At 64.5% G+C, this 16,838-nt stretch carries 13 protein-coding genes; 1 reads left to right on the plus strand and 12 read right to left on the minus strand.

The window, feature by feature from the left end:
* Positions 1 to 378 precede the first annotated feature (378 nt).
* The gene (gene tsaA, locus HF854_RS05770; RefSeq protein WP_168935439.1) at positions 379 to 801 is read left to right on the plus strand and encodes a tRNA (N6-threonylcarbamoyladenosine(37)-N6)-methyltransferase TrmO; all 423 of its coding nucleotides are present in this window, start codon (positions 379 to 381) and stop codon (positions 799 to 801) included.
* Between the two features lie 438 nt (positions 802 to 1,239).
* Here tsaA and ftsZ read toward each other — a convergent pair whose 3' ends face one another.
* The 12 genes from ftsZ to HF854_RS05830 form a co-directional block, all read right to left on the minus strand.
* The gene (ftsZ, locus tag HF854_RS05775; RefSeq protein ID WP_168935440.1) at positions 1,240 to 2,574 is read right to left on the minus strand and encodes a cell division protein FtsZ; all 1,335 of its coding nucleotides are present in this window, start codon (positions 2,572 to 2,574) and stop codon (positions 1,240 to 1,242) included.
* Between the two features lie 46 nt (positions 2,575 to 2,620).
* On the minus strand, positions 2,621 to 3,853 hold the full coding sequence (gene ftsA, locus HF854_RS05780; RefSeq protein ID WP_168935441.1) for a cell division protein FtsA: 1,233 nt from the start codon (positions 3,851 to 3,853) through the stop codon (positions 2,621 to 2,623).
* Between the two features lie 19 nt (positions 3,854 to 3,872).
* The gene (locus HF854_RS05785; RefSeq protein WP_168935442.1) at positions 3,873 to 4,613 is read right to left on the minus strand and encodes a cell division protein FtsQ/DivIB; all 741 of its coding nucleotides are present in this window, start codon (positions 4,611 to 4,613) and stop codon (positions 3,873 to 3,875) included.
* 164 nt (positions 4,614 to 4,777) lie between these two features.
* On the minus strand, positions 4,778 to 5,656 hold the full coding sequence (gene murB / locus HF854_RS05790) for a UDP-N-acetylmuramate dehydrogenase (RefSeq protein WP_168935443.1): 879 nt from the start codon (positions 5,654 to 5,656) through the stop codon (positions 4,778 to 4,780).
* Positions 5,649 to 7,022 (minus strand): UDP-N-acetylmuramate--L-alanine ligase, encoded by a 1,374-nt coding sequence (gene murC / locus HF854_RS05795; protein WP_168935444.1) that lies wholly within the window; start codon positions 7,020 to 7,022, stop codon positions 5,649 to 5,651. The genes murB and murC overlap by 8 nt, the downstream gene beginning before the upstream one ends.
* Before the next feature lie 38 nt (positions 7,023 to 7,060).
* On the minus strand, positions 7,061 to 8,131 hold the full coding sequence (murG, locus tag HF854_RS05800) for an undecaprenyldiphospho-muramoylpentapeptide beta-N-acetylglucosaminyltransferase (protein WP_168935445.1): 1,071 nt from the start codon (positions 8,129 to 8,131) through the stop codon (positions 7,061 to 7,063).
* Positions 8,113 to 9,321 carry a putative lipid II flippase FtsW gene (ftsW, locus tag HF854_RS05805; protein WP_168935446.1) on the minus strand — a complete coding sequence of 403 codons (1,209 nt, stop codon included), beginning with the start codon at positions 9,319 to 9,321 and terminating at the stop codon, positions 8,113 to 8,115. Before ftsW ends, murG begins: the two co-directional genes overlap by 19 nt.
* On the minus strand, positions 9,318 to 10,628 hold the full coding sequence (gene murD, locus HF854_RS05810; protein ID WP_168935447.1) for a UDP-N-acetylmuramoyl-L-alanine--D-glutamate ligase: 1,311 nt from the start codon (positions 10,626 to 10,628) through the stop codon (positions 9,318 to 9,320). Before murD ends, ftsW begins: the two co-directional genes overlap by 4 nt.
* Before the next feature lie 110 nt (positions 10,629 to 10,738).
* On the minus strand, positions 10,739 to 11,815 hold the full coding sequence (mraY, locus tag HF854_RS05815) for a phospho-N-acetylmuramoyl-pentapeptide-transferase (protein WP_168935448.1): 1,077 nt from the start codon (positions 11,813 to 11,815) through the stop codon (positions 10,739 to 10,741).
* The gene (locus HF854_RS05820; RefSeq protein WP_168935449.1) at positions 11,816 to 13,237 is read right to left on the minus strand and encodes a UDP-N-acetylmuramoyl-tripeptide--D-alanyl-D-alanine ligase; all 1,422 of its coding nucleotides are present in this window, start codon (positions 13,235 to 13,237) and stop codon (positions 11,816 to 11,818) included. It abuts the gene before it with no gap.
* Positions 13,228 to 14,682 (minus strand): UDP-N-acetylmuramoyl-L-alanyl-D-glutamate--2,6-diaminopimelate ligase, encoded by a 1,455-nt coding sequence (locus tag HF854_RS05825; RefSeq protein ID WP_168935450.1) that lies wholly within the window; start codon positions 14,680 to 14,682, stop codon positions 13,228 to 13,230. Before HF854_RS05825 ends, HF854_RS05820 begins: the two co-directional genes overlap by 10 nt.
* Before the next feature lie 2 nt (positions 14,683 to 14,684).
* On the minus strand, positions 14,685 to 16,817 hold the full coding sequence (locus tag HF854_RS05830; RefSeq protein WP_168935451.1) for a penicillin-binding transpeptidase domain-containing protein: 2,133 nt from the start codon (positions 16,815 to 16,817) through the stop codon (positions 14,685 to 14,687).
* Positions 16,818 to 16,838 lie beyond the last annotated feature (21 nt).

Genomic DNA, 16,838 nt, shown 5'->3' on the forward strand with positions numbered 1-16,838 from the left:
ACGAAAATCTGTTTGTTTCATGGGACGAGATTACCACACCTTTTAAAATCAAAAAACATGCCGGACATCCTCTAAGCATGTGCGCCATCGTGTACTGGAGACCAGCAAGCCCTGTGTCTGGCTGGCCATCCACGCGCCGCAGCTGCGCCCGCAGGAGGCAGACGACACGCCCGCATGGCCGAAGGGATAGCGTGGCTCCAGCCCCCTTTCCGCCAGCACGCGGCTAGCGCTAGTGGAAATACGGATTTGGGGGCGGTATCGCCCTGCCAGTTCGCATTCACAGGTTCCATGCAAAGGCATCCAGGACAGTACGACTGTCCATCGACCGCCAGCCGTGCCTTGTGACATTCCCCGGGAAAACGCTCACAGGAGGAGTCCATGTCGCTGCCCCTGTTCACCTGCCGCCCCATCGGCATCATCCACACCCCCCATACCGATCCGGCCCAAACGCCCCGTCAACCCATCCGCGCCGCAGACTACACCGGCCGGGTGGAGATCTTTCCCGAATTCATGGCCGGGCTTGAAGGCCTGGAGCGCTTTGCCCGCATCTGGCTGATCTTCGCCTTCCACAGGGCGGAGGCTCCGCGCCTGCAGGTCATCCCGCACGGGCAGACGCAGGAGCGCGGCGTCTTCACTACCCGTGCTCCCTGCCGTCCAAGCGGCATCGGCATGAGTCTGGTACCGCTGCTGCGCCGGGACGGGAACATCCTCCACGTCTCGCATGTGGATATGCTGGACGGCACGCCCCTGCTGGACATCAAGCCCAGCTCCCCCGATCTGGACAGCGGCTCGCTGCTGTGACCGATCTTTTTCAGCGATCACGGCCGAAACGACATGAGCCTTGCCATCATCCTCGCACTGCTGGCCATTTTTTTGGTGGTCGCGTCTATCTTGCGGGCTGGATTCGCTCACCGGGCAAGAATCTCCTGATCCTGTCCGCGACCCTGGCAGGCCTTGCCCTGTGGATGCTCTGGCGCTGGTGGCAATACCGCTGAGGCCGCACCGGCTTCGCCCTGCTCCGTCATTTTTGTCGATCATCTGCCTGGTATCGTGCCGCCGGTAATGCATAGACTGGCACGCAAAACGAAAAACGCCCGCAAGACGAACTTACGGGCGTTTTTGTGCACCGGAACGGTACAAAGGGGAGGCCCCCCATGGGCCTCCCGGCGGGCATTTCAGGGCCGAAGAGGTGAGCCCTGAAATCTCATGCGTTCATGCCTCAGCGGCCTGCCGCACGGCCTAGTCGGCCTGAGTGCGGATGAACGTAGGAATCTCGAAGTCTTCTTCACTGTAGGTGAAGTCCTCATGACCGGGGTTGTGCTGGCGCCGGGGCATGGGCTGCTGGCCCAGCGTGGCGCCGGTGCGCAGATAGGTCGGTTTCTCGAACTGGTCCTGGGCGGAATAGGGACCGTATCCCCCCTGCGGATAGGAGTTCTGGGGGATCCAGTCTCCACGCTGGCGCACGGGACGCGGACGGGGCTGCTCATAGGCAGGAGCCTGCGGCGCTTCCATGGGGCGGGCAGCCTGGGCAGCCTGCGAGCCGGGGAATTTAGTCACGCTGGAGCTTTTCACGGGCTCGGCCACGGGCTGCACCACCGTGGCGCTGGGATCGATACCCGTAGCGATGACGGTCAGGCGCAGTTCGTCGCCGATGTTCTCGTCATAGACCACACCAAAGATGATGTTGGTATCTTCGGGCGTGGCATCGGCGATGATGTCGCCGATCTCGGCGATCTCGTCGGTGGAGATGTCCATGGACGCCGTGATGTTGTACAGCACGGCCTTGGCGCTTTCCAGCGACACGTCTTCCAGCAGCGGGCTGTTGATGGCGCGCTGGGCGGCCTCGCGGGCGCGGTTCTCACCGGCGGCCACACCGGTGCCCATCAGGGCCATGCCGGATTCGGACATGGTGGTGCGCACGTCGGCGAAGTCGAGGTTGATCATACCATCGGCCAGGATGACGTCGGAAATACCCTTGACGGCATAGAAGAGCACGTCGTTGGCTTTCTGCAGCATGGCAGAGAAGGGAGTCTTCTTGGGAGCGAAGGCCAGCAGACGGTCGTTGGGGATGGTGATCAGGCAGTCCACATGCTGCTTGAACTCTTCCAGACCTTCTTCGGCAAAGCGACGGCGGCGGGCCCCTTCAAAAGAGAAAGGTTTGGTGACGACACCCACGGTCAGAGCGCCCATCTCCTTGGCGGTCTGGGCCACGACGGGCGCGGCCCCCGTCCCCGTACCACCGCCCATGCCAGCGGTCACGAAGACCATGTCGGCATCGCCGATGGCTTCCCGGATGGCATTGACGCTTTCCAGGGCGGCCTCACGGCCCACGGCGGGGTTGGCACCGGCCCCCAGGCCCTTGGTGAGCTTTTCGCCCAGCTGGATCTTGACCGGGGCGTTGTTGCGGCTCAGGGCCTGCATATCGGTATTGGCGCAGATGAACTGCACCCCCTGCAGACCGGAAGTGATCATGTTCTGCACGGCGTTGCCGCCGCCACCGCCTACACCGATGACCTTAAGCTTGGCATTATTGCCCAGCGTGATGTCGATATCATCAACAATGGATTGTGACATAGTTCCCTCTCCTCAAATACTCTAAAAGCTTGCCCGCTTTGTTTTTTTAGGAAATGTCGGAAAACCACTTCTTCATGCGCGCCAGCAGGCCTTCGAAAACGCCGCTGTCACTGTGCGTGGGAGTAAACTTTTTCTGGCCGGAAACTTCCTTTTCCGCACCGTAACGCAGCAGACCCACAGCCGTGGAGAACTTGGGGCTGTTCACCACGTCCTTGAGGCCGCCCACATTGCGGGGGTAGCCGATACGCGTGGGCAGGTTGAAGATCTGCGTGCCCAGCTCCTGACAGCCCTCGATAAGGGCCGTGCCGCCGGTCAGCACCACACCTGCGCCCAGGAAGTTCTTGTAACCGGAGTTTTCCAGCGTCCTGTTCACCAGACACAGGATCTCTTCCATGCGCGGCTCGCAGATCTCCGCCAGGATCTGGCGGGAGATGCGGCTGGGATCACGGCCGCCCACGGTGGGGACTTCGATGAATTCGTCATGCCGCACCATGTCGGTCAGGGCGCAGCCATACTTGAGTTTGATACGCTCGGCCGCCGCAATGGGGGTGCGCAGGCCAAAGGCGATATCGTTGGTCAGGTTCTGGCCGCCCAGCGCCAGCACATGGGTGTGCTTGATGGAATCGTTGGCGAAAATGGCGATGTCCGTGGTGCCGCCGCCGATGTCCACCAGCGCGACGCCCAGCTCGCGCTCTTCTTCCGTCAGCACGGCTTTGGCCGATGCCAGGGACTCCAGCGCGATGTCCGAGACTTCCAGTTCGCTGCGGTGGCAGGAGCGCACGATGTTCTGGGCCGAGGTCACGGCCCCGGTCACGATGTGCACCTTGACCTCCAGACGCACGCCCGCCATGCCCAGCGGATCGGCGATGCCGCGCTGGTTGTCCACGATATATTCCTGCGGCAGGATGTGGATGACTTCACGGTCCGCAGGGATGGCCACGGCACGGGCCGCATCGAGCGCGCGTTCCACATCGCGCTGGCCCACTTCGCCGCCCTTGACGGCGATGACGCCATGGCTGTTGATCCCGGCGATATGCCCGCCGGCGATCCCCACATAGACCGAATTGATCTCACAGCCGGCCATGAGCTCGGCGTCCTCGATGGCGCCCCGGATGGACTGCACGGTCTGCTCAATATTCACCACCACGCCCTTGCGCATGCCGTGAGAGGGACGGGTGCCGATTCCAACGACATCCACCAGGCCGTTTTCCGCCATTTCCCCTACGACCGCACACACTTTGGTAGTGCCGATATCCAGGCCTACAATGAGATCCGCCATAGTTACTCCTCACCAAACATCATCCGCGCATGGGCTGACTGAGCGTCACCCAGACACTGCCGTTGACCGAACGCACCTCACGCACGTTCTTCAGCTCGTGCCTGCGTGCCAGATCCCCCAGCGTCAGGCCGATCCGGGCAAGATTCCCGGCCCAGTCATCCGTTGCGATGGAAAGCCGCATCTCGCGGTCTCCCAGATATATCTCGATACCCCGTGCGGGGCTCACCGTGATCGACGCAATGGCCCCCGCCTCCACCGGCAGGCTGCCCGCATGCAGATCCTTCATGAATCGCGGCAGGTAGGCCACGTCATCCTCGGCCCCCGCTTCCACGGACAGGGTCGGCAGCGAGAGGAAGTTGCGGCTCTCCACAGGCGCGATGGCCTCGCCGGATTCATTGGCGTAATATAGCACCCCGTCCTTGTGGACCCAGAAGGTGGGCATACGCTCCTTGATCTTGATGACGAAGCGGTCCGGCAACAGACGTTTGACCGAGACCTCTTCCACCCAGGGCGTGGCACGCAGCTTGCGCTCCACTTCCGCGATGCTGACCGCCAGGGAGTTCTCCCCTTCCTTCAGACCGCCATACTGCAGGACCATCTCCCGCGACAATCTGACATTCCCGGCCACGTCGATATGCCGCGTGGCGAAGAAGTCACTGGTCGTGGCCTTGCCGTACAGCCAGATGGACCCGGCACACAGGCCCGTCACAGCCGCTACCAGCCCTGCCAGCAGGAACAGGACGCAAAAAAAACGCTGCACACGCCCGCCCTGCAGCTTGCTCCAAAGGGAGAACTGACGTTTTTCCCTCGCCGGCTTGGCCCGGTTGCGGGTATTGGGGCGGGAAGCGGTGCTGCGACTGGGAGCAGGTGTCGAACTACCGCTGTAGGAGCGCGTATTGCGCCGGTTTTTTTTCAGCGAAAAGGTCACGGCACGATCCTGACTTCCGTTTCCAGCGTGATGCCGAACTGCTCCAGCACTCCCTGCCGCGCACTTTCGATAAGTTCGAACGCGGCACTCGCGCTGCCATTCCCTTCATTTATCAAAAAATTGGCATGCATGGTCGAAAAAGCCATCCCGCCAAGCCGCCTGCCGCGAAAGCCGGCCCTATCCAGAAGGATGCCGGCTGGTTTGTCCGGGGCCGGATTTTTGAATACGCAGCCCGCACTCCACGCTGTCACAGGTTGTTTAGACTTTTTCTCGCAAATATTGCGATGCATGAGTTTAGAAATGCCATCCCTGTCAGTCTTGGTCAAGTCAAATGTGGCTTCGAGCACAAGAAAACCGTTTTTTTTGCCGTCCACCAGCAGGGTTCTGTAACCATACTGCAGTTCCGCTGCCGGGAAGACCCGCGGGCGACCATCGACAACGGCCTTGATTTCCAAGAGATTCCTGCAGGTCTCGCAACCGTAGGAGCCTGCGTTCATGGCCACGGCCCCCCCGACGCTCCCGGGGATGCCGACAAGGCCCTCAAGACCGCCTAAACCCCGCCGGGCACAGAAACCAAGCAGGCGCGGCAGGGGCACGCCCGCCCCTACCCGCACGTGGGCCCGCGCTTCAGATTCCCAGACGATCTCGGGGTCTTCCTTGATTGCAGAACGAAGCAGCACGACTGGTAATTCACCATCGCGGGCAAGCAAATTCGTGCCCGCGCCAATGATGAACGGGCTCCCGCCCAGCTGCTGCAAACGTTCTGCCAGCAGCGGATAATCCTCGGCACGCTCAAGCACCAGTTCCGCGATGGCCCGGCCCCCGAGATGCAGTGATGTCCGCTCTGCCAGCGAAGGAGACAGGATCTCACGCATCCTTGCCGCCCTCCAGCCAGGCGGGCCCCACACGGGTGATGGTGCCGGCCCCCAGAGTCAGCAGCACGTCACCGGGCTGCAGGATATCGTCCAGGCCCTTGACCATGGCGTCGATGGTTTGGAAATAAGTGACCGGGGTCTCGGAGACCTGACGCATGCCCTGGGCCAGGCTCTCGCCGGAAACACCGGGGATGGGCTTTTCGGAAGCGGCGTAGATCTCGGTCAGCACCAGCTGGTCCACCACGTCGAAGACCTTGCAGAACTCGCCGAAATGGGCCTGGGTACGACTGAAGCGGTGCGGCTGGAAGGCCACCACCAGACGGCGGTCAGGGAAGACCTGGCGGGCCGTGGCCAGCGTGGCCGCGATCTCGGCCGGATGATGGCCGTAGTCGTCGATGACGGTCACCCCATTGCGTTCGCCCTTGAATTCAAAGCGGCGCCCCACGCCTCGGAAGGTAGCCAGACCTTCCACACAGCGTTCGAAGGGGATGTCGGCAGCCGTGGCGGCACCGATGGCGGCCAGGGCATTGAGGATATTGTGGCGGCCGGGATGGGGCAGGCTCACTTCGCCCAGCTTCCGGTCATCGCGCCAGACCTCGAAACGGCTGGTCATGCCCGATTCCAGCAACACGGCGCGCAGCTGGTTGTCGGCGGCGAAGCCGTAGGTCAGCACCGGGCGCTTGACGCGCGGCAGCAGGGCCCGCACGCCGGGATCATCGCCGCAGACCACGTTGAGGCCGTAGAACGGAACCTTGTTCATGAACTGGACAAAGGCGTCGTCGATGGCCTGCCGGGTCCCGTAGTGGTCCAGATGGTCTTCGTCCACGTTGGTGACCACGTTGATGATGGGGAACAGACAGAGGAAGGAGCCGTCGGATTCGTCGGCTTCGGCGATGAGGTAGTGGCCGCTGCCCAGATGGGCATTGGTGCCGTAGACATTGAGGCGCCCCCCGATGATGACCGTGGGGTCCAGACCGGCCGTATCGAAGATGGAGGCCGTCAGGGACGTGGTGGTGGTCTTGCCGTGGGTACCGGCAATGGCCACGCCCTGGCGCAGGCGCATCAGTTCGGCCAGCATCTCGGCACGGGGGATGATGGCGATGTTGCGGCGGCGCGCTTCCACCACTTCGGGGTTGTCCTCGGCAATGGCCGTGGACTTGACCAGCACCTGCACGTTGCCCACGTTCTCGGCCGCATGGCCCACGGCGATGCGGGCCCCAAGACTACGCAGATGTTTGACCACGGCCGAATCGCTCATGTCCGAGCCCGAGATGTCATAGCCCAGGTTGAGCAGGACTTCCGCGATGCCGCTCATGCCGGCGCCGCCGATGCCCACCATGTGAATCTGCCGAATCTTGCTGTCCATATGTCTCTCTCTATCCGGAAGAAGATGTTATCGTGAACTTACCGTGCGCACACGGTCTCCAGTTCCGCGGCCACCAGCTCCGCCGCGCGGACGCGGGCACAGCCGGAAGCCGCAGCGGCCATGGTGCGCAGCCTGCCGGTATCCTGCAGCAGGTCCGTGACCTGCGCCATGAGGCCGTCGCTCTCCATGCGGGCCTCGGGCAGCATCAGGGCCGCGCCTTCGGCCACCAGGGCCTGGGCGTTGCGCGTCTGGTGGTCATGCACCGCATAGGGAAACGGCACCAGCACCGAGGGCAGGCCCGCGGCGCAAAGCTCGGCCACGGTGGTGGCCCCGGCGCGGCAAAGCACCAGATCCGCCCAGGCATAGGCCGAAGCCATGTCGTCGATGAAGGCACTCACACAGGCCGGGTCATAGCCCGCCGCCGCATAGGCCTCGCGGGTCACGGCCTCGTCACGCACGCCGGTCTGGTGGCGCACTTCGATGCCCGCGGCCCGCAGGGCGTCGAGATGACGGCACACATGCACGTTCAGGGCATGGGCCCCCAGGGACCCCCCCATGACCAGCAGGCGCTTGCCGGAAAAATCATGCTGCCGTCCGGCCAGCGCCACCACGGCGGCGCGCACGGGGTTGCCCGTCAGTACCGTCCGGGAGGCGTCGAAGCCCTCGGTCCCCGGCAGGGACAGGCAGATGCGCCGGGCAAGGCGCCCCAGGATGCGGTTGCTCATGCCGGCGATGGCGTTCTGCTCATGCAGCACCGTGGGCACACCGGCCAGACGGGCCGCCAGCATGGGTGCGAAGGCGGCATAACCGCCAAAACCGGCCACCACCTGGGGCCGGAAGCGCCGGATGATGCCCCGGGCCCGGCAGACGGCACAGGCCATGCGCCCCGCAGCGGCAAAGGCCCGCAGGCCACGCCCCAAAAAGCCACGCACCGGCAGGCCGATGAAGTCGATGCCCGCCGCCCGGGCCAGACGCTGTTCCGGGCCGTATTGCGAGCCCACGAACAGCAGTTCCACACCGGGATGGCGCTGACGCAGGGCTTCCGCCACGGCCAGCGCCGGGAAGATGTGCCCGCCGGTACCGCCGGTGGTTAAGAGGACTCTTTCCATATGCTCCCCTCCTTGCCCGTGGCCGTGCGAGAAAAATTCATGAGCAGGCCCACGCAGAGCATGGTGGCCATAAGATTACTGCCGCCGTAGCTCATCAGGGGCATGGGCACGCCCTTGGGCGGCGCCACCCCCATGACCACGGCCAGATTCATGACGGCACCCATGGCCAGGATGACCGTCAGGCCAAAGGCCGTCAGCCGGTCGCGCAGTTCGGTCTGGCGCATGATGATGCGGTAACAGCGCCAGAACAGCAGGCCGAACAGCAGCATGACCACGGTGATGCCCACAAAGCCCAGCTCCTCGGCCAGCACGGCCATGATGAAGTCGTTGTGGGCTTCGGGCAGATAGAACATCTTCTGTCGGCTGGCGCCCACGCCCACGCCGAAAAAGCCGCCCGATCCGATGGCCAGCAGGGACTGCACCAGGTGATAGCCCGTGTCGGTGGGATCGGCGAACGGATCCAGAAAGGCCAGCAGGCGGCGCAGGCGGTAAGGCTCCAGGATGGCCAGGGCCATGGCGCCGGCGCAGGCCAGGATCATGGCGAAGAACAGATAGATGAAACGCGTGCCCCCGGCCAGACACATGAAGAACAAGATGCTGGCCACCACCACGGCGCTGCCGAAGTCGGGCTGCAACAGCAGCAGGCCGCAGAACAGGCCCGTCACGGCAAAGGGCGGGATGACGCCCCGGCTGAAGGTCTTGACCAGTGCCTGCTTGGAACTCATGAAATAGGCTAGGTACAGGGCCAGGGAGATCTTGACGAACTCCATGGGCTGCAGGTTCACGGGCCCCAGAGGGATCCAGCGCTTGGCGCCGTTGATGGACGGCGTCAGGGGCGACAGGGTCAGCAGGAGCAGGAACAGGGAGAGGAAGATGGCCGGATACTGCAATTTGTAGAGCCAGCTGCGGGGCATGAGGGCCGCGCCCCAGAGCACGAGGCCCCCGCCGCAGGCAAAGATCAGCTGGCGCTTGAAAAAGTAGTATTTGTCACCGTTGACCTGCTCGGCCACGATGCCGCTGGCCGACAGCACCATGATGAGGCCGATGGCCAGGACGATGAGCATCAGGGTGAACAGCCACCAGTCGAAAACCTCAAAACTCACCTTGCCCAGAGCACGCGAGATGCCTCCGCCCTGGGGAGCGGCTTCTTCCTTTTTCTTTTCCTTCCTGCTCAGGAACATGTTCTTCATGCCAGGCTTCCCACGATGCGCTTGAAGTCGTTGCCGCGTTCCACATAATTGCGGTACTGGTCAAAACTGGAAGTTGCCGGAGCCAGCAGGACCACATCGCCCTCCTTCACCTTGCCCTGCAGGGCCAGGACAGCGTCTTCCATGCGCTCGTGCCAGCACAGGGGCACCACGCCCTGCCAGGCAGCCTCGAAGATCTCGCGGCTGGCCCCGTACAGGTTCACGCTCTTGGCCTTGCGGCGCAACAGATCCTTCATGCCGTCCAGATCCCCGCCCTTGAACTTGCCGCCGCACAGCAGGTGCACGGGATGGTCCATGGCTTCCAGCGCCACTTCCAGAGCGGCCACCGTGGTGCATTTGGAGTCGTTCACATAAAGCACGCCGTGCACGCGGGCCACGGATTCCAGCCGGTTGGGCAGGGGCTTGAAGGCAGCCACCGCGCGGGCGGCATTCTCCAGCGTCACGCCGAAGGGACGGCAGGCCTGCCAGGCGGCTTCGGCATTGAACTGGTTGTGCTGTCCGAACAGGGGGCAGTCCGGGAAGCGGCCTTCGGGCCGGATCCACACCTTGCGGGCCCTGAGGCCGAAGCGGGCGGCGGTCTCTTCCAGCCCGGGCTCCAAAACCGCCAGGTCCTCTTCCGTCTGGCAGCGGAACAGACGGAACTTGGCCTCGATGTATTCTTCCATGTCCTTGTGGTAATCCAGATGGTTGGGCGAGATGTTCAGCACCACGGCCACCCGGGGATGGAAGGTGGAACAGCACTGGAGCTGGAAGCTCGAGGTCTCCAGCACCAGCACGTCGGCCTTTTCGCCGGAAAGCAGATATTCCGAAAGGGGCGTGCCGATATTGCCGCCCAGAAAAACACGCAGGCCCTGCTCCCGCAGCATGGCCGCCGCCAGACTGACCGTGGTGGTCTTGCCGCTGGTGCCGGTCACCGCCAGCACGGGCTCGCCGTCAAGGGCTCGCCAGGCCAGCTCCATCTCGGCCAGGATCTCGGTACCTTCCGCATCGGCATGGGGGCCCATCATCTCGCGCAGGCGCACCACGGGCAGGCCGGGGCTGGGCACCACCATCTTCGCACCGGCAAAGAGCTCCGGCCCCTGTTCCCCCAGCACCAGTTCGATGCCTTCCGCGCGCAGGGCCGCGGCCTGCGCTTCGTCCAGAGCCTGGGGATTGCTCTCCAGCAGGCGCACCCGGGCGCCCTGCCGCAACAGAAGACGGGCCGCTGCCTTGCCGGAACGCCCGGCGCCCACCACTACAGCCAGTTCACCGGCCTTGATGCACCGGCCACGATCTTCATTCTGAGCCATGTCACATTCCTCGCGGATAAGATATTGCCGCGCACTGCACCGGCAGGCACGGCGGACAGGATAAAAAACGGCGAGCGGGCCCCGGCCTCATGCAGCCGGAGCCCTCGCCATCAGCGCAGTTTCAGTACCGACAGGGCCACCAGCCCCAGCAGTGCGGACGTGATCCAGAACCGGATGATGATCTTCGATTCCGGGATGCCCTTCAGTTCAAAGTGATGATGCAGGGGCGCCATGCGGAACAGGCGTTTGCCGCCTGTCCAGCGGAAGTAGCTCACCTGCATGATGACCGACAGGGTCTCGGCCACGAACAGACCGCCCACCACGGCCAGGATGAGTTCCTGCTTGCAGAGCAGGGCCAGATAGCCGAGCACGCCGCCCAGGGCCAGCGAGCCCACGTCGCCCATGAAGACCTGGGCCGGATAGGCGTTGAACCACAAAAAGCCCAGCCCCGCGCCTACCAGAGCCGCACAGAACACCGTGACCTCACCGACGCCCGGCGTATAGGGCAGCAGCAGATAATTGGCGAAGCGGGCATGGCCCGTCACATAGATGAAGATGGCGAAAACGATACCGGCCACGATACAGGGCCCGATGGCCAGACCGTCCAGACCGTCGGTCAGGTTGACGGCATTGGACGAGGCCACCATGACGAAAACCCCGAACGGCAGATACAGGGGACCAAGGTCAGGAGCCCAGTCCTTGACGAAGGGGATGCTCAGCTGGCTGGAATAGCCGGGATCCGTGACCAGGAAGAGCATGGCCACCACGGCCACCGCCAGCTGGCCCGCCAGCTTGGCCCGGCCGCTGATGCCGCGGTTCTCGGCATGGCGCAGCTTGGTCATGTCGTCCCAGAATCCCACGGCCGCAAAGCCCCAGAACACCAGCAGGGTCTGCCAGATGTAGAAATTGCCCAGATCCGCCCACAGCAGCAGGCTGACCGTGAGGCTGAAGAGCATCAGCAGGCCGCCCATGGTGGGCGTGCCTTCCTTGCAGGCATGGGCCGTCACTTCATGCAGGATGTGCTGGCCGCATTTGAGGCGGCGCAGCCAGGCGATGAACCGGGGACCCAGCAGGATGGAGAGCACCAGGGCCGTGATGAGCGCGGCCATGGAACGGAAGGTGATGTACCGGAAAACATTGAGCGCCGTCCATTCGGACGCCCACGGTACCAGCAGGTTATACAGCATCTACAGACTCTCCGTACGGCTGCCGGGCAGCCAGTCGCTCTGCTCCAGAGCTTCAAGCAATTCTTCCAGATGGTTGCCGCGCGATCCCTTGAAGAGCATGAGGCCCCCCTGCTCTCCCGTCTCGGCGGGAAGATGTTCACGCAGGGCCTGCACGAAGGCCTCGCCGGAATCCACGGGCAGGAACTTGCCCGTGTACAGCCCGTGCTCCAGGCCGTCCCGCACGGCATCGGCATGGCCGCCGCGCCAGAAGACCAGCACAGGACGCAGCTGGGCCAGATGCCTGCCCAGGCGTTCATGCTCCCTATCCGCCACGCTGCCCAGTTCGCGCATCTCGCCCAGCACCACCACGAAAGGCCGTTTCTGGGCGCTTTCCGCCGCGGCGTCAAGCATGCGGGCCATGGAAAGCGGGTTGGCATTGTAGGTATCGTCCACGATGTCCCAGTTGCCGCGACGGCTGCGGGCAAAGCGCTGCGGCGGCAGCTGCGCGTCGGCGAAACCGGCGGCGATCTCCTCGGCGGTCAGGCCCAGCATGTGGGCGGCGGCCGCCACGGCGATGCAGTTCTCGGTACCGTAATCGCCGCGGAAAGGCGCGATAACGTCACAGGGACGACCGTCCAGCCACAGGCGGTACTGCCCGTGCACCCCATCGCTACACCCGGCATAGGCCGCACGATAGGAGAGCGGACGCCCGCTGGCCGTGAAGAAGAGCACGTCGCCGAACACGGCCCGCGCCTCGCGGACGAGGTCGTCATAGTCGGCGCTCACGAGGGCCTGGCCTTCGGGGGCCAGATGGGCCAGAAGACGGGACTTGTGCCAGGCCACGCCGCGTTCGCCCAGCCCCTCGGTATGGGCGGCGCCCACGTTGAGGATCAGGGCCAGATCGGGCTGGAGGATGGCGCCCAGCTCGTCCATGTCGCCCTCGTGGCTGATACCGGCCTCGAAGACCCAGAAGTCCTCGTCCCCGTCGGTCTTGAGCATGCACAGGGGCATGCCCACCTGATTGTTGAGGTTGAGGGCATTGCAGGCGGTCTTGCCGCGCCGCGACAGCACATGGGCCAGCAGTTCCTTGACCGTGGTCTTGCCCGCGGAGCCGGTGATGCCCACCACCCGGGCAGAGGACTTGCCGCGCCAGAGGGCGGCCACGGCGCCCAGGGCGCGCACCGTATCCTGGACCAGCAGGACAGGCACGGACAGGCCTTCCAGCGGGCGGGAAGCCAGCACGGCCACAGCGCCCTGCTCCACGGCACGGGCGGCATAATCATGGCCGTCCACGCGCTCGCCGGCGATGCAGACGAACAGGCTGCCGGCCACGGCCTCGCGGCTGTCCGTGACGACCGAGGTGACCGTCACGCTGCCGTCGGTCACCTTCACATCCCGGGCACAGCCCAGACAACGAACGATTTCAGCAAGATCTAGGCGCACCCCAACAGCTCCCGCACCACTTCCTGATCACTGTAGTGATGTTTGGTGCCCTGAATGATCTGATAATCCTCATGGCCCTTGCCGGCGATCAGCAGGGCATCATCGGGACCGAGCATTTCCACGGCCTTGGCCGTTGCCTTGCGGCGGTCCACTTCCACGACGACTTCCCTGGCTTCGCGCAGGCCGGGCAGCACATCCTTGAGGATGGCTTCCGGGTCCTCGAAACGGGGATTGTCCGAGGTCAGCACGGCCACGTCGGAATAGCGGGCCACGGCTTCGCCCATGATGGGGCGCTTGGTGCGGTCACGGTTGCCGCCGCAGCCGAAGACCGTGACGATGCGCTTGAAACCGGCGCCGCGCAGGGCCTTCAGGACGTTGACCAGCGCGTCCGGCGTGTGGGCATAGTCCACGAAGACGTGCAGCTTGCGGGCATTGGGAACCCGTTCCAGACGGCCGCACACACCGTGGAAGTCTTCCAGATGGCGCAGGTCGTCCGGCATCAGGCCCAGCTCCAGGGCCAGGGCCTGCACGGAGAGCAGGTTGGAGGCATTGAAGGCCCCCACCAGCGGCGAGCGCAGTTCCCACTGCTGGCCGTCCAGATGCATGCGCAGATGGCAGCCGTCCGTACCGGCGGACAACAGCTCGCCCCACAGATGACGCTGCTGCGGGAGCGCCTTCTGCAGGCCGAAGGACAGGGCCCGCGGGCACAGCTCCAGCAGGCGGCGGCCCCAGGGATCATCGCCGTTGATGGCCATGACCTTGTCGGCGCGGGGCAGTTCCAGGAACAGACGGGACTTGGCCCGGAAATAGCTTTCCATGTCCTGGTGGAAATCCAGATGGTCCTGGGTCAGGTTGCTGAAGGAGGCCCCGGCAAAGGGCACCCCGCAGACGCGCTGCTGTTCCAGGGCGTGGGAAGAGACCTCCATGACGGCGATGTCCACCCCGGCCTGCGCCATGGCCGCCAGCATGGCGTGCACGCGCAGGGGATCGGGCGTGGTCAGGGGCGCGGCCTCGCAATGACCGGGCCAGCGGTAGCTCACCGTGCCCAGCACGCCCACCTTGTGTCCGGTGGCCGTGAACAGATGCTCCAGCAAATAGGCGCTGGTGGTCTTGCCGTTGGTGCCGGTGACGCCCAGTACGCGCAGCGGTAGGCTGCCGGTATGCCAGCGGGCCTCGGCCAGACGCCACAGGGCCTCGCGGGGATCGTCATGATGGACCACCGTGCAGCCCGCGGCACGGGCGGCCTCGGCTTCGGCCCCTCCGGGCAGGCAGACGATGGTGGACGCACCGGCCTCCACGGCCGGCGGGATGAAACGGGCGCCGTCAGCATTGACCCCGGGGACAGCCACAAAGATGTCCCCCTTGCCGACCTCACGCGAGTCGGAGCGGATCTCCCCTCCCTCACGGCGCACCTTGTCGAGCAATTGTTCGAATTCGCGATTCACGGTTACCTCTCCGAGAGCCACAGAATGTAAGTGACGTTTTCTCCTTCCTTGGGCCAGGCCGTGCCCGGCGGCGGGCTCTGCCTGACCACGCGCGTGCCGGTCCCCTTGAGCTCCGGCACGATCCCGGCGCGGGCAAAAAGTTCCACGGCGTTGCGCACCGTCTTGCCCTTGACGTCGGGGACCCGGCTGGAGGCCTTGGCCAGATGGCCGGGCTGCTGCATGGACGGCGGACGTCTGGTCTGGACGTCTTCCTTGGCCAGGAAGGGCACATCCAGACGCGAAAGCTTGAGGCCGCGCTGACGGCCCTTGTCCTTGTCCGGCTTGTCGTCCTTTTCCGCCTGACTGGTGGCATCAGGCACGATGGCGCCGCTGTAGGTGATGGCGCGCGAGGCGATCTCGCGGAACACGGGCGCGGCCACCACGCCCCCGTACTGGTTCTTGGTGGGTTCGTCCACCAGCACCACGATCAGATAGCGGGGATTGTCGGCGGGCAAAAAGCCCACGAAGGAGGCCAGACGCTTGGCGCCGTAGGAACCCGCCTTGTGGTCGGCCTTCTGGGCGGTGCCGGTCTTGCCGGCCACTTCCACCCCTTCGATGCGGGCCCGCTTGCCGGTACCGTCCTTTTCTTCCACCACGTCGCGCATCATGCCCATGACCTCACGGCAGACGCGCTCCGAAAAGATGCGCTCGTAACGCTGTTCCACATTGACCTGCTCGCGCAGCAGGCGCAGCGGCTTGTAGACACCATTGTTGAGCAGGGTCAAGTAGCCCTGCGCCATCTGCAGGGCCGTGACGGACACGCTCTGCCCGAAGGAGGCGGACATGAGGTCGGCCTCGCTCCAGGAGCGGGGCTGGCGCAGGATGCCCCGGCTGTCGGCCACGGGCACGCAGGTGCTCTCCCCGAAGCCGAGGGCGCGCAGGTACTTGTAGAGCGTGGGCGAGCCCAGCTCCAGACCGATCTTGGCCATGCCGATGTTGGAGGAATAGCGCAGCACCTTGTGCGCGGGCAACACGCCCTGCCGCGAGGTGTCGCGGATGGTCACCTTCTTGATCTCCCACTTGCCGTTCTCGCAGTCGATGGCCGTATTGCGGTTGAGCTTGCGCTCCTGCAGGGCCGAGGCCATGACGAAGGGCTTGAAGGTGGAACCGGGTTCCAGGGCGTCGGAGGCCAGCCGGTTGCGGTAGATCATGGGGCTGGACTGCCGGTAGGTATTGGGATTGAAGAAGGGATACTGCGCCCAGGCCAGGATGTCGCCGCTGGGCACATCCACCACCAGGGCCCCGCTCCAGCGGGCATCGAAGTCCCGGGCGGCACGGGCCACGGCTTCTTCGGCGATGAACTGCAGCTGCACGTCCAGCGTCAGCATCAAGTCCTCGCCGCGGAGCTCGTCCTTGCCTTCTTCATGCAGGTAAAAACGGCGGCCCATGGCGTCGCGCTGCACCACCATGCGGGTGGGCGTGCCCGCAAGACGGTCGTCCAGCGAGCGTTCCAGGCCTTCCAGGCCTTTGTCGTCCACGCCCACGAAGCCGAGCAGCTGCCCGGCCAGATGCTTGAAGGGATAGACGCGGTCGTATTCCTTGGAAAGGCCGATGCCGGGCAGGCCCGCCTTGCGCACGGCCTCGGCGGTGTAATCGTCCACTTTGCGGCGCACCCAGACGAAACGGCGCTTGGTCTTGGAAAGCTCGTCATAGAGCTTTTGCGGTTCGATGCCGAGGATGGGCCCCAGGGTGTTGGCCATGGTCAGGAAATCCTGGATCTCCTGCGGCCGGGCATAGACGGAACGGGCCTCCACGCTGCGGGCCAGCACCTGCCCGTTGCGGTCCATGATCATGCCGCGCTTGCCGGTGACCAGTTCCGTGGCCATATGCTGGCGGCGGGCCTTGTCGGCCAGGCGCGGGCCCTCGATCATCTGCAGATACCAGGCACGGCCCCACAGGCCCAGCCACAGGACGCAGAAAATGGCCACGACAGCGGCGATGCGGGCCTTGCCCCAGTCCACCCTGTCGACCCAGCTCAGGCCCCTGTTCTTGGGCGCAACAGAAACACGCCGGGCCCCACCGCTGCGTACGGTACGCGATGCGGTACGGCCCGGACGACGTTTCTTGTCTCCGGTATCGGATGAGAATTTGAACATGCGTCCCCCGCTTATGATGCT

The sequence above is a fragment of the Desulfovibrio piger genome (assembly GCF_012843875.1).
Classification (GTDB): domain Bacteria; phylum Desulfobacterota; class Desulfovibrionia; order Desulfovibrionales; family Desulfovibrionaceae; genus Desulfovibrio.

Bases quoted from the DNA above. Each gene is read 5' to 3' on its own strand.
- murB (WP_168935443.1), bottom strand. From the start codon at position 5,656: ATGCGTGAGATCCTGTCTCCTTCGCTGGCAGAGCGGACATCACTGCAT.
- HF854_RS05830 (WP_168935451.1), bottom strand. From the start codon at position 16,817: ATGTTCAAATTCTCATCCGATACCGGAGACAAGAAACGTCGTCCGGGC.
- mraY (WP_168935448.1), bottom strand. From the start codon at position 11,815: ATGCTGTATAACCTGCTGGTACCGTGGGCGTCCGAATGGACGGCGCTC.
- murG (WP_168935445.1), bottom strand. From the start codon at position 8,131: ATGGAAAGAGTCCTCTTAACCACCGGCGGTACCGGCGGGCACATCTTC.
- ftsA (WP_168935441.1), bottom strand. From the start codon at position 3,853: ATGGCGGATCTCATTGTAGGCCTGGATATCGGCACTACCAAAGTGTGT.
- ftsW (WP_168935446.1), bottom strand. From the start codon at position 9,321: ATGAAGAACATGTTCCTGAGCAGGAAGGAAAAGAAAAAGGAAGAAGCC.
- tsaA (WP_168935439.1), top strand. From the start codon at position 379: ATGTCGCTGCCCCTGTTCACCTGCCGCCCCATCGGCATCATCCACACC.
- ftsZ (WP_168935440.1), bottom strand. From the start codon at position 2,574: ATGTCACAATCCATTGTTGATGATATCGACATCACGCTGGGCAATAAT.
- murC (WP_168935444.1), bottom strand. From the start codon at position 7,022: ATGGACAGCAAGATTCGGCAGATTCACATGGTGGGCATCGGCGGCGCC.
- murD (WP_168935447.1), bottom strand. From the start codon at position 10,628: ATGGCTCAGAATGAAGATCGTGGCCGGTGCATCAAGGCCGGTGAACTG.